The 21,106-nt window shown below is 71.2% G+C and carries 16 protein-coding genes; 14 read left to right on the top strand and 2 right to left on the bottom strand.

Annotated elements, in window-relative coordinates; genetic code table 11:
• Positions 1-57 precede the first annotated feature (57 nt).
• The 14 genes from AC0VYD_RS24365 (at position 58) to AC0VYD_RS24300 (ending at position 19,097) form a co-directional block, all read left to right on the top strand.
• Complete coding sequence (locus AC0VYD_RS24365; RefSeq protein WP_475477649.1) at positions 58-3,741, top strand: nitrate reductase subunit alpha; 3,684 nt, start codon at positions 58-60, stop codon at positions 3,739-3,741.
• A complete protein-coding gene (narH, locus tag AC0VYD_RS24360) occupies positions 3,741-5,540 on the top strand; it encodes a nitrate reductase subunit beta (protein ID WP_475477648.1) in 1,800 nt (599 codons plus the stop codon). Before AC0VYD_RS24365 ends, narH begins: the two co-directional genes overlap by 1 nt.
• Complete coding sequence (gene narJ / locus AC0VYD_RS24355; protein WP_475477647.1) at positions 5,537-6,274, top strand: nitrate reductase molybdenum cofactor assembly chaperone; 738 nt, start codon at positions 5,537-5,539, stop codon at positions 6,272-6,274. Before narH ends, narJ begins: the two co-directional genes overlap by 4 nt.
• 26 nt (positions 6,275-6,300) lie before the next feature.
• Positions 6,301-7,053 (top strand): respiratory nitrate reductase subunit gamma, encoded by a 753-nt coding sequence (gene narI / locus AC0VYD_RS24350; RefSeq protein ID WP_475477646.1) that lies wholly within the window; start codon positions 6,301-6,303, stop codon positions 7,051-7,053.
• 134 nt (positions 7,054-7,187) lie between these two features.
• Positions 7,188-8,123, top strand: coding sequence for a DUF5996 family protein (locus tag AC0VYD_RS24345; protein ID WP_475477645.1), 936 nt, complete (start codon positions 7,188-7,190; stop codon positions 8,121-8,123).
• A gap of 122 nt (positions 8,124-8,245) precedes the next feature.
• The gene (locus AC0VYD_RS24340) at positions 8,246-8,533 is read left to right on the top strand and encodes a GNAT family N-acetyltransferase (protein WP_473037788.1); all 288 of its coding nucleotides are present in this window, start codon (positions 8,246-8,248) and stop codon (positions 8,531-8,533) included.
• A gap of 123 nt (positions 8,534-8,656) precedes the next feature.
• Positions 8,657-10,156 carry an alanine/glycine:cation symporter family protein gene (locus tag AC0VYD_RS24335; RefSeq protein ID WP_475477644.1) on the top strand — a complete coding sequence of 500 codons (1,500 nt, stop codon included), beginning with the start codon at positions 8,657-8,659 and terminating at the stop codon, positions 10,154-10,156.
• A gap of 208 nt (positions 10,157-10,364) precedes the next feature.
• Positions 10,365-10,964, top strand: coding sequence for a GNAT family N-acetyltransferase (locus tag AC0VYD_RS24330; RefSeq protein WP_475477643.1), 600 nt, complete (start codon positions 10,365-10,367; stop codon positions 10,962-10,964).
• A 365-nt stretch (positions 10,965-11,329) separates the two neighbouring features.
• Entirely contained in the window at positions 11,330-11,539 is a 210-nt protein-coding gene (locus AC0VYD_RS24325) for a heavy-metal-associated domain-containing protein (RefSeq protein ID WP_191267406.1), read from the top strand.
• Position 11,540: 1 nt separating this feature from the next.
• Entirely contained in the window at positions 11,541-11,726 is a 186-nt protein-coding gene (locus AC0VYD_RS24320) for a hypothetical protein (RefSeq protein WP_191267404.1), read from the top strand.
• 18 nt (positions 11,727-11,744) lie between these two features.
• Complete coding sequence (locus tag AC0VYD_RS24315; RefSeq protein WP_475477642.1) at positions 11,745-14,108, top strand: heavy metal translocating P-type ATPase; 2,364 nt, start codon at positions 11,745-11,747, stop codon at positions 14,106-14,108.
• A gap of 363 nt (positions 14,109-14,471) precedes the next feature.
• On the top strand, positions 14,472-15,761 hold the full coding sequence (locus AC0VYD_RS24310) for a cytochrome P450 family protein (RefSeq protein WP_475480361.1): 1,290 nt from the start codon (positions 14,472-14,474) through the stop codon (positions 15,759-15,761).
• Positions 15,758-16,855 carry a cytochrome P450 family protein gene (locus AC0VYD_RS24305; protein WP_475477641.1) on the top strand — a complete coding sequence of 366 codons (1,098 nt, stop codon included), beginning with the start codon at positions 15,758-15,760 and terminating at the stop codon, positions 16,853-16,855. The genes AC0VYD_RS24310 and AC0VYD_RS24305 overlap by 4 nt, the downstream gene beginning before the upstream one ends.
• 502 nt (positions 16,856-17,357) lie before the next feature.
• Entirely contained in the window at positions 17,358-19,097 is a 1,740-nt protein-coding gene (locus AC0VYD_RS24300) for a serine/threonine-protein kinase (RefSeq protein WP_475477640.1), read from the top strand.
• A gap of 59 nt (positions 19,098-19,156) precedes the next feature.
• On the opposite strand, the gene AC0VYD_RS24295 is transcribed toward AC0VYD_RS24300, so the two are convergent.
• Complete coding sequence (locus AC0VYD_RS24295; protein WP_475477639.1) at positions 19,157-19,870, bottom strand: response regulator transcription factor; 714 nt, start codon at positions 19,868-19,870, stop codon at positions 19,157-19,159.
• On the bottom strand, positions 19,849-21,021 hold the full coding sequence (locus AC0VYD_RS24290) for a sensor histidine kinase (RefSeq protein WP_475477638.1): 1,173 nt from the start codon (positions 21,019-21,021) through the stop codon (positions 19,849-19,851). The genes AC0VYD_RS24295 and AC0VYD_RS24290 overlap by 22 nt, the downstream gene beginning before the upstream one ends.
• Positions 21,022-21,106: the final 85 nt, after the last annotated feature.

The following is a 21,106-nucleotide window of genomic DNA, read 5'->3' as shown; positions in this document are numbered from 1 at the left end:
GCTGGATGCGATTTTCCTTGTTCCGGGCAACGGTCGGGCAAACGGGGTGTTTTCCTTATGGTGAAACAGGGCAAAGACGGGAGGGCGGGTGACAGCCTTCTTCGTTTGGGGGGCTACCTGACCCGATCGGAGTCCCTGGATGGGAATCGTGCGCAGATCAGGCATGGTGGCCGTGAGGGTGATGTGTTCTACCGGGACCGGTGGAGCCATGATCGTGTGGTCCGTTCGACCCACGGTGTGAACTGCACCGGTTCCTGTTCCTGGGATGTTTATGTAAAAGACGGAATCATCACCTGGGAAACTCAGGCCACTGATTATCCTTCGGTGGGTCCGGACCGTCCTGAGTACGAACCGCGCGGTTGTCCGCGCGGCGCCGCCTTCTCCTGGTACACCTATTCTCCGACCCGGGTGCGCTACCCCTACGCGCGCGGTGTCCTCGTCCAGATGTACCGGGAGGCCCGCCAGCGGCTGGGTGATCCGGTGCTGGCCTGGGAGGAGATCACCACCGACCCCGAACGGCGTCGCCGCTACCAGCGGGCCCGGGGCAAGGGCGGGCTGGTCCGCACGACCTGGGCCGAGGCCCTGGAGATCGCGGCCGCCGCACACGTGCTGACGATCAAGAGGTACGGCCCCGACCGGATCGCCGGGTTCTCGCCCATCCCGGCGATGTCGATGGTCTCCCACGGGGTGGGAGCCCGCTTCGTGAACCTGCTCGGCGGCTCGATGCTGTCCTTCTACGACTGGTACGCCGACCTGCCGGTGGCCTCGCCGCAGGTGTTCGGCGACCAGACCGACGTCCCGGAGTCCGGCGACTGGTGGGACGCCGCCTACCTCGTGCTGTGGGGCTCCAACGTCCCCGTCACCCGCACCCCGGACGCCCACTGGATGGCCGAGGCCCGGTACCGCGGCCAGAAGGTCGTGGTGGTCGCCCCGGACTACAACGACGCCGCCAAGTTCGCCGACGAGTGGCTGGCTCCGCACCCCGGTACCGACGGGGCCCTGGCGATGGCCATGGGGCACGTGATCCTCAGGGAGCGCTTCGTCGACAGTCCCACCCCCCAGTTCACCGAGTACGTGCGCGCCTACACCGACCTCCCCTTCCTGGTGGCCCTGGACAGGCGCGACGGCCGGTTCGTGCCCGGTAAGTTCCTCACCGCCTCGGACCTGCCCGACAACACCGACGAGGCCAACCCCGAATGGAAGCCCGTGTTCTGGCCCGAGGGGGAGGAAGCGCCGGTAGCCCCGAACGGCACGATCGGACACCGCTGGGGCGAGGACGGCAAGGGTAGGTGGAACCTCGACCTGGAGGGGCGCACACCCGAACTGACCCTCTACGCCGAAGGCGCCGAGGCCGTCGAGGTGGCGCTGCCCCGCTTCGACACCCCGGGAGGCACGGCCGAGGTCGACACCCGGGGCGTCCCGGTCCGCAGGGTCGGGGGCCGCCTGGTCACCACCGTGTTCGACCTGGTCCTGGCCCAGTACGGGGTCTCCCGCCCCGGGCTCCCCGGAGTCTGGCCCGACGGGTACGACGACCCGCACGCCGCCTACACCCCGGCCTGGCAGGAGGCGCTGACCTCGGTCCCGGCCGAACGCGCGGTGCGGATCGCCCGGGAGTTCGCCGACACCGCCCTGGCCAGCGGCGGGCGGGCCATGATCGTCCTGGGCGCCGGGACCAACCAGTGGTTCCACGGTGAGAACGCCTACCGCTCCTTCCTCTCCCTGCTGCTGCTCACCGGCTGCCAGGGGGTCAACGGCGGCGGTTGGGCGCACTACGTGGGGCAGGAGAAGTGCCGCACGGCCGCGGGCTGGGCCGCCTACGCCTCGGGTGCGGACTGGTCCCGTCCACCGCGCTTCATGGCCGGGACCGCCTACTGGTACACCCACACCGACCAGTGGCGTTACGACTCCTACCGGGCCGACGCCCTCATGTCGCCGCTCGGCCCGGGGCGGGTGCGGGGCCAGCACACCGCCGACCTCGTGGCGGCCTCGGCCCGCATGGGCTGGATGCCGTCCTTCCCCACCTTCAACCGCAACCCGGTCCAACTCGGCAGGGAGGCGGCCGAACGCGGCCAGGACGCCGCGGAGTACGTCGCCGACCAGCTCCACGCGGGCACCCTCCGCTTCGCCGCCGAGGACCCCGACGACCCGGCCAACTGGCCCCGGACGCTCACCCTGTGGCGGTCCAACCTGTTCGGCTCCTCCGCGAAGGGGAACGAGTACTTCCTGAAGCACCTCCTGGGCACCCATTCCAACCTCCGGTCGGAGCCGGCCGGGCCCGAGCACCGGCCCGCCGACGTGGCCTGGCGGGAGGAGATCCCGGAGGGCAAGCTGGACCTGCTGCTCACGATGGACTTCCGGATGACCAGCTCCACGCTGCTGTCCGACATCGTGCTGCCCGCCGCCACCTGGTACGAGAAGCACGACCTGTCCACCACGGACATGCACCCCTTCGTGCACGCCTTCAACCCGGCGATCGACCCGCCCTGGGAGACCCGCACCGACTTCGACGCCTTCCACGCCCTGGCGAGGGTGTTCAGCGAGCTGGCCGCCGACCACCTCGGCGAGGTCACCGACCTGGTCGCGGTGCCCCACCAGCACGACACGGCCGGTGAACTCGCCCAGCCGCACGGGGTGCCGCCGGACTGGAAGGCGGCCGGGGAGCGCCCGGTCCCGGGACGCACGATGCCGGGCATCGTCGCTGTCCGCCGCAACTACTCGGCCGTCGCCCAGAAGCTGGCGGCGCTCGGCCCGCTGGCCGAGGACCGGGGGCTGCCGGTCAAGGGGGTGTCGTTCACCCCGGACCGGGAGATCGACTGGCTGCGCCGGCGCAACGGCGCCGTACGCGGCGGGGTCGCCGACGGCCGCCCGTCCCTGGACACCGACGTCAAGGCCTGCGAGATGATCCTCGCGCTGTCGGGCACCAGCAACGGACGCCTCGCCGCGCAGGGTTTCGAACGCCTGGCGGAACGCACCGGCACCGACATGGACGAGCTGATCCACCACTCGGCCGAACGCCGGGTGGTCTTCGACGACGCCAGGCGGGGGCCGACCCCGGTGGGCAGCAGCCCGGAGTGGTCCGGCAAGGAGTCCTCGGACCGCCGCTACTCGCCCTTCACCATCAACATCGAACACGACAAGCCCTGGCACACGCTCACCGGCCGCCAGCACTTCTACGTCGACCACGACTGGATGCACGAGTTCGGCGAGGCCCTGCCGGTCTACCGGCCGCCGCTGGACGCCAGCCGCCTGTTCGGGGAACCGCAGATCGGCCCGACCGGGCAGCGCGAGGTGGTCGTGCGCTACCTGACCCCGCACTCCAAGTGGTCCATCCACTCCGAGTACCAGGACAACCTGCTCATGCAGACCCTCTCCCGGGGCGGACCCACGATCTGGATGAGCGTGGCCGACGCCGAGGCCATCGGGGCCCGGGACAACGACTGGGTGGAGGCGGTCAACCGCAACGGCGTCGTCGCCGCGCGCCTGGTCGTATCCCACCGGATGCCCACCGGGACGGTGTACATGCACCACGCCCAGGAACGCACCGTCGACGTGCCCAGGACGGAGACCACCGGCAGGCGGGGCGGCATCCACAACTCGCTCACCCGGCTGCTGGTCAAGCCGACGCACCTCATCGGCGGGTACGCGCAGTTCACCTACGCCTTCAACTACCTCGGCCCGACCGGTAACCAGCGCGACGAGGTCACGGTCGTACGCAAGCGGACGACGGAGGTGCGGTACTGATGGCGGAGCGGAGCCGCAAGAGGGAGGGCGCGGGCGCGCGGGAGCGCCCGATCGGCCGGGTCATGGCGCAGGTCGCCATGGTGATGAACCTGGACAAGTGCATCGGCTGCCACACCTGCTCGGTCACCTGCAAACAGGCGTGGACCAACCGCAGCGGTGTCGAGTACGCGTGGTTCAACAACGTCGAGACCCGGCCCGGCCAGGGGTACCCGCGCACCTACCAGGACCAGGAGCGGTGGCGGGGCGGCTGGGTCCGCAGGCCCGACGGCAGGCTGGTGCCCCGGTCGGGCGGCCGGATCAGGCGGCTCGCGACGATCTTCGCCAACCCGGTGATGCCCTCCATCCAGGACTACTACGAACCCTGGACCTACGACTACGACACCCTGACCAACGCCCCGCTCGGCGACGACTTCCCGGTGGCCAGCCCCCGTTCGGCGCTCACCGGCAAGCCGATGAAGGTGGAGTGGAGCGCGAACTGGGACGACGACCTGGGCGGCGGCCCCGAGCTCGCCGCGCAGGACCCGATCGTGCGCAGGCTCGGCGACCGGGTGAAGCTCTCCTTCGAGGAGACCTTCATGTTCTACCTGCCGCGCATCTGCGAGCACTGCCTCAACCCGACCTGTGTGGCCGCCTGCCCGAGCGGGGCGCTCTACAAGCGGGTCGAGGACGGCATCGTGCTCGTGGACCAGGACCGCTGCCGGGGGTGGCGCATGTGCGTCACCGCCTGCCCGTACAAGAAGGTCTACTTCAACCACAAGACGGGCAAGGCCGAGAAGTGCACCTTCTGCTACCCGCGGGTGGAGGTGGGCATGCCCACCATCTGCTCCGAGACCTGCGTGGGCCGACTGCGGTACCTGGGGGTCGTCCTCTACGACGCGGACCGGGTCGGGCAGGCCGCCTCGGTGGAGGACGAGAAGGATCTCTACGAGGCCCAGCTCGACGTCTTCCTCGACCCCTCGGACCCGGCCGTGCGGGCTGCGGCCCGCCGGGACGGCATCCCCGGCCGCTGGGTGGACTCGGCGGTCCGGTCGCCGGTGTACGCGCTGGCCAAACGCTTCCGGGTGGCCCTGCCGCTGCATCCGGAGTACCGCACGATGCCGATGGTCTGGTACGTCCCGCCGCTGTCACCGGTGGTGGACGCGCTGAGCGGGACCGGGCACGACGGCGAGGAGGCGGACAACCTCTTCGGCGCCATCGACACCCTGCGCATCCCGGTGGAGTACCTGGCGGAGCTGTTCAGCGCCTCAGATCCCGCACCGGTGGACCTGGTACTTCGGCGCCTGGCCGCCATGCGCTCCTACATGCGCAGGGTCAACCTCGGCCAGGACCGCGACGAGTCCGTCGCCGCCGCGGTCGGGATGACCGGGAGCGAGATCGAGGACATGTACCGGCTGCTGGCCCTGGCCAAGTACGACGACCGCTACGTCATCCCCACCGCCTTCGGAGTGGACGAGTCCGACCGCGGTGTCATCGAGGAGGTCGGGTGCAGCCTCGACTTCGACGGCGGACCCGGCATGGGCGGTATGGGGGACGTCCCCTTCGGTGAGGCCTCCGGGCGCCCCGAGGCGGCGTCCGTGGAGACCTTCCACGCCCTGCGCGAGCGCCAGACCGGTGACGGTCCTGCGGGCGAGGGGACGGGCGGTGACGGCCGGGACGCCACCGAGGGCCGCGTCAACCTGCTGAACTGGGACGGCAACGGGCGTCCCCGAGGACTCTTCCCGCCCCGCCGGGGCGGCGGTACCGACAACGGAGGAAAGCGGGGCCCAGGCCCCGAACCACGTGACGGGGGTCGAACATGAGCACCACCACCAACGGTACGGATGACGAGGCGACCGGCGGCAGGACCGGCGGGGCGGGCTGGCTCGGCGCGGGCCGGGCGGCACGCAGGGCACACGCCAGGGCGGTGACCCACCAGGCGGCGTCGGTCCTGCTCGGCTATCCGGACGAGGTCTTCTTCGAGCGGCTCCCGCTGGTCGCGCGCGCCGCCGCGGAACTGCCCAGGGGCCAGGTCCGAACCGACCTGCTGGAGTTCTGCGAACACGCCTCCACCACACCCGAGACGGAACTCGCCGAGCACTACGTGGACGTGTTCGACCTGCGCCGGCGCCGCGCCCTGCACATGACCTACTACACCGACGGCGACACCCGGCGCCGCGGCCATGCGCTGGCCGAGATCCAACGGGTCTACGCCGAGGCGGGGTGGCGGGTGTCCGCCAGGGAGCTGCCCGACCACCTGGCCGTCATGTTGGAGTTCGCGGCCCGGGGAGACGCCGAGGCCGGGTGGGGGCTCCTGGTGGACTTCAGGGCCGGGTTGGACCTGTTGTCCCGGTCCCTGGCCGAGTACGGGACGCCCTACGCGCGGGTGGTCGACGCGGTGCGGCACACCCTCCCGGCGCCCCGGAACGCCGACGAGGAGCGCGTGCGCCGCCTGGCGGCTCAGGGCCCGCCGGCGGAGGACGTGGGTACCGAGCCCTACGGGGCGCGGCCCAGGGTCCCGCTGCCGCGGACCGACACCGCCGGGGGGCAGGGTTGAGCCGTGGGACGGGCGGGGAGACGGGGATGAGCGGGTTCGGCCCGGCGGACCTCCTGCTCTGGGGCGTGCTGCCCTACGCGGTGCTGGTGCTCGTGGTGGGCGGGCTGGTGTGGCGCCACCGCTACGACCGGTTCGGCTGGACCACCCGTTCCTCGGAACTGTACGAGTCCCGGCTGCTGCGGATCGGCAGTCCGCTCTTCCACTTCGGCCTGTTGGTGGTGATCGTCGGCCACGTGGTGGGGCTGCTGGTGCCCGACACGTGGACGCGCGCGCTCGGGGTCCCGGACACGCTCTACCACGTCACGGCGCTCTCACTCGGGCTGGTCGCCGGTTTCTGCACGCTCGCCGGGATCGCCCTGCTGATCTGGCGCAGGCGCACCACCGGGCCGGTGTTCAGCGCCACCACCCGCAACGACAAGCTCATGTACGCGGTCCTGGTCCTGGCGATCCTGACCGGTCTGGGGATGACCGTCTACTTCGCGGGTGTGGAGCTCGCGGGCGGGCACACCCAGGACTACCGGGAGACGGTCTCGCCGTGGTTCCGGTCCATCTGGGTCCTGCAGCCCGACATCGCCGCGATGGCCGCGGCCGAGGCCCCCTACAAGCTGCACGCGCTGATGGGCCTGGCCCTGTTCACGCTGCTGCCCTTCACCCGGCTGGTGCACGCCTTCAGCGCTCCGGTCGGCTACCTGTTCCGCCCCTACGTCCTCTACCGTTCCCGCGACCAGCACCCCGCGGGGGCCGGTCAGGCGGAGCGGGCCACCCGTCGGGGCTGGTGACCGGGCCGCGGTCCCGCACCGTCCCGCACCGTCCCGCACCGGTCCCGGATCGTCCCGGACCGGCCCCGTACCCGTTCCGTCCGACCCCAGAGCCACCCCGACCCGTTCCGGAAGCACCGAGGAGAACCGTCGTCATGGAGCTGTTCCCGTCGTTCCCGCTCGACGAGTGGCACGAGACCAAGGAAACCGTCCACCGCTTCGAACAGATCGTCGGCAAGGTCCGGCTGAGCCACAGCCCCCGCCGCAACCACTGGTGGCACGTGCCCTTCCACCTCACCGGAAGCGGGATCACCTCCCGGCCGATGGGGTTCGTCGACGGCAACCCGGTGTTCACGGTGGACTTCGACTTCGTCCGGCACCAGCTGGTCGCGTCGAACCTGGACGGGGACACGGCCGCCTTCCCCCTGCGGGGGCACAGCGTCTCCTCGTTCTACCTCCGGTTCCAGTCGGCCCTGGACAGCCTGGGGGTGGACGGCAGCATCCCGCTCGCGCGCCCCTTCGACCTGCCGGACGCCGAACGGCTCTTCGTGGACGACCACGAGCACGCCGTGTACGTGCCCGAGCACGCCACCAGGTACTGGCAGGTCCTGAGCCAGGTGAACCTGCTGCTGGAGGAGTTCGCGTCCGGGTTCTCCGGCAAGACCAGCCCGGTGCACCACTTCTGGCACACGTTCGACATCGCGCTCACCCGCTTCTCGGAGCACTCGGTCAAACAGCCGGAGGAGTCGGGCGGCCTGGTGCGCGAGGCCTACTCGCGCGAGGTGGTCAGCTTCGGGTTCTGGTTCGGCGACGACAACGTCCCCGAACCCTGCTTCTACGCCTACGCGGCGCCCGAACCCGAGGGGCTGACCTCGGAACCGCTCAGCCCGGCCGCGGAGTGGGTGCCCAGCGGCCACGGGCACCTGGCGCTGCTGCGGTACGCCGAGGCGCGCGAACAGCCGGACCCGCGTGCGGCGGTCCTGGAGTTCCTGGAGAGCGCCTACCGGGCCGGGGCGACGCGGCTCGGCTGGGACGTCGACGCCCTCGCCTGCCCGGGCGGGATCACCGACCCGTACCGGGCGGGCCACTGAGCGGGACCGGCGCACGTACCCCGGGGTGTGCGCGGGGGGCCGATGTGGGAACGTGGCATCCTGTGGGGCCCACCAAGCGCACACCACGTGTGCGGGACACACTCGAATCGGGGGTAGTGGCAATGGATCTGTCCGTCGTCGACGTTCCGGAACGGTCTCGGTACGAGGTGAGCGCGGACGGGAAGGTGGTCGGCTTCTCCGCCTACCACCTGATCGCCGAGGGGGTTCTGGCCCTGCCGCACGTGGAGGTGGAACCGGCGTTCGAGGGCAAGGGCGTGGCCAGCGCGCTCATGCGCGACTCCCTGGACCACATCCGGGGCCGGGGGTTGAAGATCGTGCCGATCTGCCCGTTCGCCCAGGCCTTCCTGGAGCGGAACCCGGACTACGCGGACCTCGTCCACACGGGCTGAACGGGGGCACGGGGACTAACGGGAACATCACCATCCGGCCACAGCGTGCGACAAATGGTGTTTCGTCCCACTATGTGGGCATGATCTGGCGGTTATTCGTCGGAGCAAAGGAGCCCCACTCCCGTGTTACTCGCTGATGAGGCAACAACACTTGGCGCCAGCCTCACCGAGGCGATCGCGTTCTTCAACAACGAGATCTTCTGGTCCTGGATCCTGATCCCGCTGCTGGTGGTGGTGAGCCTGTACTTCACCATCGGTTCCGGGATCGTCCAGGTCCGCCTCCTCCCGGAGATGTTCCGGGTGCTGAGGAGCAAGCCGGAGATCGCTCCGGACGGCAGGAAGGCCGTCTCCTCGATCCAGGCGTTCATGATCTCGGCCGCGGCCCGTATCGGCACCGGGAACATCATCGGCGTCGCCGTGGCCATCTCGCTCGGCGGTCCGGGCGCGGTCTTCTGGATGTGGATGATGGCCCTGATCGTCGGAGCGGCCAGCTTCGTCGAGTCCACCCTCGCCCAGCTGTACAAGGTCCGTGACAGCAGCGGCTACCGGGGCGGCCCCTCGTACTACATGGAGCGCGGGCTCGGCGCGCGCTGGGCCGGCGTCCTGTTCTCGATCACGATCCTCGCGACCTTCGCGATGGTCTTCAACGCGGTGCAGAGCAACACCATCGTGGGCGCCGTCGGCAACTCCACCGCGAACGCGGTCAGCGGCGACGGCTGGCTGCTCCCGGTCGTCGTCGGCGCGGTCCTGGTGGGCGTTACCGCACTGGTGATCTTCGGCGGTGTACGCCGCATCGCGCACACCGCCCAGGCGCTCATCCCGTCCTTCGCCCTGGCCTACCTCGTGCTCGGCCTGGTCATCATGGTGATGAACTACCAGCAGATCCCGGCCATGTTCGCGCTGATCGTCGAGCACGCCTTCGGTGTCCGCGAGTTCGCCGCCGCGGGTCTGGCGATGGTGATCATCCAGGGCGTGCGCCGGGGCATGTTCTCCAACGAGGCCGGCCTGGGCTCGGCCCCGGTCGCCGCCGCCAGCGCCTCGGTCTCCCACCCCGTCAAGCAGGGGCTGGTCCAGACCCTGGGCGTCTACTTCGACACGCTGGTGGTCTGCTCGATGACGGCGTTCATCATCCTGCTCGGTTACCAGGGCACGCTGGACGGGGTCCGTGAGCCGGACCTGACCCAGCACGCGGTCACGGCGATGCTCGGGCCGTGGTCGATGCACCTGATGACCCTGATCATCGTCCTGGTGGCGTTCACGTCGGTGCTGGGCAACTACTACTACGGCGAGTCCAACCTGGAGTACCTCACCAACAGCTCCAACGCCATGCTCGTCTACAAGGTGCTGTTCCTGACGGCGACCTTCCTCGGCGCGCTGGGTTCGATCGACCTGGTCTGGACGCTGGCGGACACGACCATGGGTCTGATGGCGCTGGTCAACCTGGTGGCGATCACACCCCTGGCGGCGGTCGCGTTCCGGCTGCTCAAGGACTACACCGAACAGCGCAAGCAGGGGCTGGACCCGGTCTTCACCCGGGACCGGATGCCCGACCTGCGCGGGGTGGAGTGCTGGGACCCCGAGGAGAAGGCCGCTTCTGCGGCGGGGGAACAGACCTCCTCCTGACCCTGGGACGAGGGGAGACGGGGCGCGTCCGGCTGGTCCGGGCGCGCCCCGCGCTGTCCACGGGGGTGCCCGCTCCCGCCGGAGAAGCGCACAAATCGCTAACAGTAGGAGCTTTCACGCATCCGTGTTCTTTCGGTCACAGCGGATCACCGCTAGTGTGCTGGATCACAGTTGTGGCGGTCAGAGTTGTGCCTCGCGAGGGAGTCCGATGTCCATCGTCTCAATCGAGCCCGCCACCGCCGAGCGGTGGGATGACCTGGAGAACCTGTTCGGACCGACCGGAGCGTACGGGCACTGCTGGTGCACGTTCTTCCGAAGACGCGCCAAGGACCACACGGCGAGCGTCTCGTGTGACCGTTCCATACGCGGTCTGGACAACAAGGACGAGTTGCGCCGACTCACCCTGGACGGGCGCGTTCCGGGGCTGATCGCCTACGACGGGGACGGCCCGTGCGGCTGGGTCTCCGTGGCCCCGCGGGAGGACTTCATCCGGTTGTCCCGCTCCCGGACCCTGCGCCCGGCCGATCCCGACGAGCCCGGGGTGTGGTCCCTGGTGTGCTTCTGGCTGCCGCCGCGCAGGCGCAGGCGCGGACTGGGCAGCCGGCTGCTGGAGGGGGCGATCGAGTACGCGCGTGCGGGAGGCGCGCGTGTCCTGGAGGCCTACCCGGTGGACACCGCGGGCGGCCGTGCGCCCAGTGCCGAGGTCTACACCGGCACTGTGGAGATGTTCCGCCGGGCCGGTTTCACCGTCCAGGGCCACCACACGAGCGAGAGGGTGGTGGCCAGACTCGCTCTCAAGGCGGAGTGACGCGCCCTTGGGAGCGTTCCCCATAAACGGGGGGAGGGTATACCTCCGAGCCTCCTTCCCCCTTCCTGGCGTGTCGTCGCCGCCGCTTCCGCCCTGATGTCCGATGATCCGTGGGTCCCCGCGTGCGCCGCGGGGGCCCGTTCCGCTGTGCGGGGGCGGTGCCCGGGCGCGGGGCCGGTGTCCCGCTGTCCTGTGCTGGTGGGGGCTTTGCCCTTTTTTGGTACCCCCCTGGGGTAACGTGGCGAGCGCGTTCCGGTGGCGGGGCGCCGTGGGGGTTTGACAGAAATATACCCCTGGGGGGTATATTGGGCCCCGTTGGAACCGACCGCGCGAACCAGCGCGGCAGATCGCACCAGGAGGCAGGAATGGCCAGCACCGCCGTCTACACCGTCGAGGGCATGACCTGCGGGCACTGTGTCAACTCGGTCACCGAGGAGGTCGGCGGGGTCTCCGGCGTCACCGGCGTACAGGTCGACCTGGAGAGCAAGAAGGTGACCGTCACCGGCGAGGGGCAGATCGACGACTCCGCCGTGCGCGCCGCCATCGACGAGGCCGGTTACGAGGTGGCCGGCTGACATGGGTGTGGCCACGAAACTAGGGCTCTACGCCGTGGGTCTCGTGGTCGTGTTCGCCGCGGCGTTCGGGGCCGGCTCCCTGGCCGGCCCCGTCCTGCCGGAGTGGCCCGAGGGGCACTCGGAGGGCACGGAGCTCCCCGCGGAGGGCGAACAGGACCACGACGGCGGCGACAGTGCCGAACACTGACCGAGCCTGGAGCGGCATATGAGTACCAGCAAGACGGCGTCCGCCGCGGTGGAGCCGGTGGAACTGGCCATCGGCGGGATGACCTGCGCGGCCTGTGCCAACCGGGTGGAGAAACGCCTCAACAAGATGGAGGGCGTCAGCGCCACCGTCAACTTCGCCACGGAGAAGGCCCGGGTCTCCTTCGACGGCCCGGCTGTCCCGGTCGAGGACCTCCTCGCCCAGGTCGAGAAGGCGGGTTACACCGCCACGGTGCCCCGATCCGAGTCCGAGCAGGGGCAGGAGGAGGCCGACCCGGCCGACCCCGCCCAGGCCCTGTGGAACCGGGCGCTCATCTCGATCGTGCTGTCCGTTCCGGTCATCGCGATGGCGATGGTCCCGGCCCTGCAGTTCACCCACTGGCAGTGGGCCTCCCTGGCCCTGGCCGCGCCGGTCGTGGTCTGGGGCGCCCTGCCCTTCCACACCGCGGCGTGGAAGAACCTCAGGCTCGGCACGGCGACCATGGACACCCTCGTCTCCCTGGGCGTCACCTCGGCGTTCCTCTGGTCCCTCTACGCCCTGTTCCTCGGCACCGCCGGGACACCGGGCATGACCCACCCCTTCGAGTTCACCATCGCCCGCACCGACGGCTCGGCCAACATCTACCTCGAGGTCGCGGCGGGCGTCACCTCCTTCATCCTCCTCGGCAAGTACTTCGAGGCGCGGTCCAAGCGCCGGGCGGGCGCAGCCCTGCGGTCCCTGCTCGAGATGGGCGCCAAGGAGGTCACCGTGCTGCGGGGCGAGGGCGCCGCGGCCCGCGAGGAACTGGTCCCCGTGGATCGGCTGGCGGTCGGCGACCGCTTCGTGGTCCGTCCCGGGGAGAAGGTCGCCACCGACGGCACCGTCGAGTCCGGCACCTCCGCCGTCGACATGAGCATGCTCACCGGTGAGTCCGTGCCGGTCGAGGTCGCACCGGGATCCGCCGTGGTCGGGGCCACCGTCAACGCGGGCGGCCGCCTGGTCGTGCGGGCCTCCCGGGTCGGCTCCGACACCCAGCTCGCGCAGATGGCGCGCCTGGTCGAGGACGCACAGAACGGCAAGGCGGCCGTGCAGCGGCTCGCCGACCGGGTCGCCGGGGTGTTCGTCCCCGTCGCCATCATGATCGCGGTCGCCGCCCTGGGCTTCTGGCTCGGCGCCGGAGACCCGGCGGGAGCGGCCTTCACCGCCGCCGTCGCCGTGCTGATCATCGCCTGCCCCTGCGCTCTCGGGCTGGCCACCCCGATGGCGCTGATGGTCGGCACCGGGCGCGGCGCCCAGCTGGGCATCCTGATCAAGGGCCCGGAGGTGCTGGAGAGCACCCGGCGGGTGGACACCGTCGTGCTGGACAAGACCGGCACCGTCACCACCGGCAAGATGGCCCTGGTCGGCGTCACCGAGGCCCGCGGCGAGGACGCCGACGAGGTCCTCAGGCTGGCCGGAGCCCTGGAGAACGCCTCCGAACACCCCATCGCCCGGGCGATCGCCACGGGGGCCGCGGCGCGGGTCGGCGACCTCCCCGATCCGGAGGACTTCGCCAACATCGAGGGCCGGGGCGTCCAGGGCCTCGTGGACGGCCACGCCGTCCTGGTGGGCCGGGCCGCACTCCTGGCGGAGTGGTCGCAGGAACTGCCGGAGGAACTGGCCCGAGCACTGGAGTCGGCCCAGGCCCAGGGCCGCACCGCCGTCGCGGTCGGCTGGGACGGTCGGGCCAGGGGCGTGCTGGAGGTGGCCGACACGGTCAAGCCGACCAGCGCCGAGGCGGTCCGCCAGTTCCGCGCTCTGGGACTGACCCCGATCCTGCTGACCGGCGACCACCGGGCGGTGGCCCGATCGGTCGCCGACACGGTGGGGATCGAGGAGGTCATCGCCGAGGTCCTGCCCAAGGAGAAGGTCGACGTGGTCACCCGGCTCCAGGCCGAGGGGCGCACGGTGGCGATGGTCGGCGACGGGGTCAACGACGCCGCCGCGCTCGCCCAGGCCGACCTGGGGCTGTCCATGGGCACCGGAACCGACGTGGCCATCGAGGCCAGCGACCTCACCCTGGTCCGGGGGGACCTGAGGGCGGCCGCCGACGCGGTCCGGCTGTCCCGGCGCACCCTCGGCACCATCAAGGGCAACCTGTTCTGGGCGTTCGCCTACAACACCGCTGCCCTGCCACTGGCCGCGATGGGGCTGCTCAACCCCATGCTCGCCGGTGCGGCGATGGCCCTGTCGAGCGTGTTCGTGGTGAGCAACAGCCAGCGCCTGCGCCGCTTCCGCCCGCTGAACGAAACGGTCCCCTCCGACGCCCCGCACGCGGACGGCGACACCCCGGTGGGCGACACCCCGGTGCGGGGGAGGCGGAGCATCAGCAGGAAGGGGGCCTGAGCAGGAAGGCGGCCTGAGCAGGGAGCGGGCGGGTCGCGGGGGCCGGAGGGGCCGGGCGCGGCCCGTCCGGGGCGGGCGGAGCACCACCGGTGCCCGCCCGCTCGCTCTGGCCGGGTGTGGCCCAGGTCTCGCCCTGCGGGACCTCGGCCGCTAGGGTTTGCGCGGAGCTCCGCCCCGTGGGGCTCCGCGCGACGCGCGCGGCCCGTCCGCGCCCCGACCCGGACCGGCTGAACGCCGGTGGCCAACCGAAGGACGGTCGACCCGCACCTGTTAACCGCCCCCGCACGACAGAGGTCCCCCGTGACATCCGGATGCCCCCGCGCCAAGCTGTACCGAGACGAACCGCACCCGGACCCCTACGCCGTGTACGCCGAGATGCGCGCCGCACACGGGCCGGTGGTCCCGGTCGAGTTGGAACCCGGCGTGCACGGGTGGTTGGTCACCGACTACACCACCCTGATCTCCTGGAGCCGGGACACCACCGCGTTCGGGCACGACGCCCGCCTGTGGAAGGACTTCCGCGAGGGCAGGATCGACGCGGACGCGTCCGTGCTGCCGATGATGGCCCCCCGCACGAACGCCCTCTTCACCGACGGCACCGAGCACCAGCGCTACCGGAGGGCGATCACCGACAGCCTCGGGGCGGTCGGCTCGGAGCGCCTGACCGAGGTGACCCGGTCGTACGCGGACGGCCTCATCGACGAGTTCTGTGAACGGGGCCGCGCCGACGTCCTCAACGAGTACGCCCGGATGCTGCCGCTGCTCGTCATCAACGAGCTGTTCGGCTTCGACCGGGACCAGAGCATGCGCTTCGCGGCCGCCATGCGCAACCTCTGGCTCGGCATCGACGCGGAGAAGTCGAACGCCGAGGCCGAGCGCGCCCTGTCCGAGGTGGTCACCGCCAAGCACCGCGAACCCGGCGACGACGTCACCACCCGGCTGATCCAGCACCGGGCGGCGCTCAGCGACGAGGAGGTGATCATGCAGCTCCTCCTGCTGGTGGCCGCGGCCAACGAGCCCACCGCCAACCTGATCAGCGCCGGGGTGCGGGCGGTCCTCGCCGACCCCAACACCGCGAGCGGCGGTGCGCCCTCCCCGACCGTCCTCGCCGACACCGTCGACCGCGTCCTGTGGCAGGATCCGCCGATCACCAACTACCCCGTCATCTACCCGAGGGCGGACGTGCCGATCGGCGGCGGCCGCACCATCCAGGCGGGCGCGCCGATCCTGTTGGGCTTCGCCGCCGCCAACCGCTTCTTCCTGGAGGAGAACGCGGAGCAGATGGCGGAGTCGAGCAACCGCGCCCACGTGGCCTGGGGCGCCGGGGCCCATCGCTGCCCGGCGCGGGAGGAGGCCACCACGATCACCATCATCGCGCTGCGCACCCTCCTGGACCGGCTGCCGGGACTGCACCTGGCGGTACCTCCCCAGGACCTGCGCTGGCACCTGTCGGCCCTGTCCTGGATCCCGGTCGAACTCCCGGTCGGATTCCCCCCGCAGCCTCCCGCCGCACCCCGGCCCCCAGTGGAAGGAACACCTTGGACCGCATCCGACTCGCCCCCGGAAACATCAGCGCCCAGGCAGACCACCTCAGGGACATCGCCCCTGTCGTCCCTGTCGAACTTCCTGGTCAGGTTGGCGCGTGGGTCGTGACCTCCCACCAGGCGGTCAGCGACGCGCTGGCCGATCCGCGCATCCAGAAGAACAAGCGGCACTGGAGGGCGTTCAACGAGGGCGAGGTCCCGCCGGACTGGCCGCTGATCTCCTGGATCATCAACGAGAACATGCTGTCCAAGGACGGGGAGGACCACACCCGGCTGCGCAGGCTGGTGTCCAAGGCGTTCACCCCGCGCCGCGTCGAGCAGCTGCGCCCGGCCGTCACGGGCATCGTCGAAGCACTCCTCGACGACCTGGAGCGGGCGGCCGGGCAGAGCGAGGACGGCGTCGTCGACCTCAGGTCCCTGGTCGCGCAGCCGCTCCCGCTCACGGTGATCAGTGACCTGTTCGGGCTGGACGAGGAGACCCGGCCCAAGCTGCACAGGCTCGTCGGCGTCTTCTTCGACCAGAGCGTCACGCCCGACGAGGCGATGTCGACCTTCTTCGAGATGTGGGCGGTCCTGACCGGGCTGGTGGCGGCCAAACGCGCCGAGCCCGGAGACGACCTGACCACCGCCCTCATCGCCGCCCGCGACGAGGAGGACAAGCTCACCGAGGACGAGCTCATCTGGAACCTGGTGCTGTTCGTCAGCGCCGGCTACGAGACCACGATGAACCTCATCGGTAACGCTGTGCGACTCCTCACCGGCCACCGCGACCAGCTCGACATGATCGTCGCGGGCAAGGCGGAGTGGTCCGAGGCGATCGAGGAGGTGCTGCGCCTCAACCCGCCCGGCGAGTACGTGCCGATGCGCTACACCACCGAGGACATGGAGCTCGCCGGGGTGAGTCTGCCCAAGGGCGAGGCGCTGATGCTCGGTTACGCCTCCGCGGGCCGGGACCCCGAACGCCACGGCTCCACGGCGGGCGAGTTCGACATCACCCGGGAGGACACCTCGCACCTGGCCTTCTCCCACGGGCGGCACTACTGCCTGGGGGCGAACCTGGCCCGGATGGAGGTCAACGAGCTCCTGCCGCGCCTGTTCGAACGCTTCCCCGGGCTCGACGTCGCGGTGGACGGGGCCGACCTGGCCGAGTCGCCGTCCATCATCTCCGCGGGGGTGGAGGCCCTCCCGGTCCGGTTGCGCTGACCCCGCTCCGGCGGCGCTCACCGGAGTCCTTCGGGACACGCCCGGTTTTCCCGGTCCCGTCGTGGGATGCTTCGGCGTCCCCCGGCGGGATCTTCGCATCTCAGGGGCGTTTCGGGTGGTTCTGTCCGGTCATGGGGACACTGTTGGCACCTTCGGGGGAGCACCGAGGGGCGGGTTCGGGCTCCTAGGGTGTGTTCTGTGGGCGCTGCTCGTTGCGAGCGGCGTATCCAGTGGTGCTGGCACAAGGCCGAAGAAGGAGTGCCCCTACTGTGCCCTGCCTCGCAAGCTCGGCAGTGTCGCACAGCGGGGGCCCGCCCGGGTTTGGCTGTCGACTGATGAGAACGCAGTGCAAGTGCCACTGGGGCGACGCGCAGCAGAGTATGTGTCCGCGGGACGCACCCTAGACTCGGGAGGGTCCCCCACGACCCCCTGCCCTGTCCCAACCCCGGTTCAGCCCTCCTCCCCGGAAGGGCCCCTCCCCCGAAGAGGATTGCGCGCACACATGAACAGTTCGGAAGCCGAGCCCGGCCGTGTCCTGGCCAACCGGTACCGCCTGGACGAGGTCATCGGCGCGGGAGGTATGGGCCGGGTCTGGCGCGGGACGGACACCCTGCTGGACCGGACGGTCGCGGTCAAGGAACTGACGACACCGCCGAACCTCCCCTCGCACGAGGTCGACGTCCTGCGCACCCGCATGCTCCGCGAGGCCCGCAGCGCCGCCCAGCTCAGCCACCCGGCCATCATCACGGTGTTCGACGTGGCGGAGGAGGACGGGCGCCCGTGGATCGTGATGGAGCTCGTACGCGGGCCCTCCCTCGGCGACATCATCCGCGAGGAGGGGACGCTGCCGGTACGCCGCGTCGCCGACATCGGCGAGCAGATGGCCGCGGGGCTCGCCGAAGCGCACGACCGGGGCATCGTGCACCGCGACATCAAACCGGGCAACGTGCTGATCGCCGGGAACGACCGGGCCGTCCTCACCGACTTCGGTATCGCCCACCTGGACGGTTCCACCCACCTGACCAGCACCGGGCTGCTGATCGGTTCGCCGAGCTACCTCGCGCCGGAGATCGCGCACGGCCGCTCGGCCACACCCGCCTCCGACATGTGGGCGCTGGGCATCACCCTCTACCAGGCGGTGGAGGGCGGTCTGCCCTTCGACCGGCCCACCCCGATGGCCACCCTGACCGCCATCGTCACCCAGGACCTGCCGGAGACGCCCAACGCGGGCGCGCTCCGTCCCGTCCTCGAAGCGCTGTGCGAGAAGGACCCCGAGGACCGCCCCTCGGTCGCCGAGGTCCGGGCCCTCCTGCGCGAGGTCCGCGGCGCCGGAGGGACGACCACCACCGCGGTGGCTCCCGCCCCCGACACGGCCGGCTCCCCGCAGGAGAGCGCCGGCCCCGGCGCCGAACCGGAGTGGAACAGGGTCACCGGCCAGGGCACGGTGAACCGGGTGGTCAGCGCCGCCGGGTCCGCGCCGGGCACCCCGCCGCCCGCCGACGTCCCCCGGCGCACCCGCGAGAGGGCGGCCGGTTCCCGGACACGGGCGTTCATGGTCGTCGCGGCCGCCCTGGTCCTGCTGGCCGGCGCAGCCGCGACCACGCTGTTCGTCAGCATGAACCGTCCGGGGGGTCCGGACGCCGGGCTGGCCGGTTCCAGCGAGGAACAGACCGCGGCCGATCCCACCGGTGATCCCGGGGCCGGGGCCGACGGCGGCCAGGGGGCCGCCGAGCAGGAGGAGGCCGGGACCGGGGAGGAGGAACCGGAGGAAGAGGGCCCGGAGGAGGACGAAGAGGACGAGGAGTGGGACTTCCTCGTCCGCCACGATGACCCCAGCGGCTTCTCCGTCGACGTCCCCGAGGACTGGGAACTCGAGCGCCGGGACCACATGGTCTACTTCCACAACCCCGACGGCGGCTACCTCCTGGTCGACCAGACGTCCAACCCCAACCCGGACGCCGGGGACGACTGGCGCGACTTCGAGCCGACCGGCAGCCAGAACTTCGGCGGCTACTCCCTCATCGGGATCGAGGACGTGGACGCCGAATGGGCCGAGGACTACGTCAGCGCCGCCGACTGGGAGTTCACCTACTCCGGGGACGGCGGGCAGATGCACGCGATCAACCGCGGCTTCCACACCGAGGACACCGGGTACGCGCTGTTCCTGACGAGCGGTGAGCCCCAGGACTACAACCACGACCTCCTGGACCGGATCTCGGAATCCTTCGAGCCCGCCGACTGACGGTACGGCCGACCGGAGCCCCACGGGCCCGCCCGTCCCGGGGGAGGCCTCCGGGGGTGTCAGTCCCGGTCCCCGCCGAGCATGTTCGCGTCGTGCACCAGCAGGGCGATCTGCACCCGGTTGTTCAGGTCCAGCTTGGTGAGGATGCTGGACACGTGCGTCTTCACGGTCGGCACGCTCAGGAACAGCCGTGCCGCGATGTCCGCGTTCGACCGGCCCTCGCCGACCGCCACCGCCACCTCGGTCTCCCGGGCGTTCAACACGGCCAGGCGGTCGCGTGCCCGGTCGGCGCGCTCGCTGTGGTCGGCGTGGGCGACCCGGTCCATCAGCCGCCGTGTCACGTTGGGCGACAGCACGGGGAACCCCCGCGCCACCCTCCGGACCGACTCCACGATCTCCTCGGGCGGGGTGTCCTTGAGCAGGAAACCGGCGGCCCCCGCGCGCAGGGCGCGCAGTACGTGCTCGTCCGCGTCGAAGGTGGTGAGGACCAGCACCTCCGGCGGTCGGGGCAGCGCCCGCAGCCGTTCGGTGGCGGTCAGCCCGTCCACGGTGGGCATCCGGATGTCCATCAGGACCACGTCGGGCGAGTGCCGCGCGACTAGGTCCAGGACCTCGCCGCCGTCCTCGGCCTCGGCCAGCACGCTCACGTCCGGAGCGCCGCCCATCATCATCACCAGACCGACCCGCACCAGTGCGTCGTCGTCGACGATCAGCACACCGATCCGCCGGTCCCGGTCCCGCGCCGCTTCGCTCATGACGGCCACGGTAGCCATGCGGACAGGCTCCAGCCACCATCGCCGGCCGGCCCGTACTCCAGCCGGCCCGAGGCGAGGGACACCCGTTCGCTCAGCCCCACGAGGCCCCGGCCGTTCCCCGGCCCCTCGGAGGCGGTCGCGGCGGGCCGCTCCGCCGGCCCGTTGCGCACCTCCACGCTCAGGCCCCGGCCCGGACCCCCGGAGACCCGCACGGACGTGCGGGCGCCGGGCGCGTGTTTGCGGGCGTTGGTCAGCGCTTCCTGGACGATCCGGTAGGCCGTGCGCCCGGTCCGTTCGGGGACGGTCCCGGAGTACTCCTCGACGAACTCCACGCCCGCTCCGGCCACACCCGCCTCCGCGACCAGCTGGGCCAGGTCCGCCATGGTCGGCTGCGGCAGCTCGCCCACGGGGGCGCGCAGCACCCCGATCACCTCGCGCAGGTCCTGGAGTGCCTGGTGCGCGCTCTCCCGGATCACCTTCGCGGACCGGCCCACCTCCTCCGGCGAGGCGTCCGGACGGTACTCCAGGGCGCCCGCGTGCACGCTGAGCAGTGACAGCCGGTGCCCGAGGACGTCGTGGATCTCCCGGGCGATCGACTCGCGCACCCGGTGCTGCGCGTGTTCGGCGCGCAGCCGGGCCTCCGTCTCGGCGTGGACCGCCCGCTCACGCAGCGAGTCGAACAGCTGGCGGCGGTGCTGGACCGAGAGCCCCCAGCCGGCGACCGCCCCCTGGAAGACCGCTGCGAGCAGGAACATCACCAGGAAGGGCGCGCCGCCTTCGGGGTGGATGGTGACGTTGACCAGGGAGGCCAGGAAGCTCAGCGCCAGCACCGACAGCCCCACCCTGGGCGGTCGGTGCACGCACAACGAGAACAGGGCGGCGAGCATCGCACCGCCGACCAACGGGAAGACCGCGGAGAGCAGCACCAGGGCCACCGCGATCCGCACCGGCCACCGGCGCCGCCACCACAGGGCCGTGCAACCGCCCAGGGCGACCAGCTGGTCGGCCACGGTGAACAGTTCGGGCCGGGGCGGGGGAGGCGGGTCGCCGGGGAACGTCACCGAGCCGAGCAGCCCGAACCCCAGGGCGATCAGGAACATCAGCGCGTCCACGATCCAGTCGCGTACGCTGCGCCGTTGTCGCTCCGGGGGAGTGGCCGTGTCGTTCATCGCTCGGAGTCTACGAGCGGCGGGCACCCGACAGGGCCTCCCCGAGGCGGCGCGGTACCAAGGACGGGCGGTCCCCTACTTTGGT

The organism is Nocardiopsis sp. iso_40, assembly GCF_056173285.1.
The sequence above is the reverse complement of the archived record's forward strand: the minus strand, read 5'-3'. Positions and strand labels throughout refer to the sequence as shown.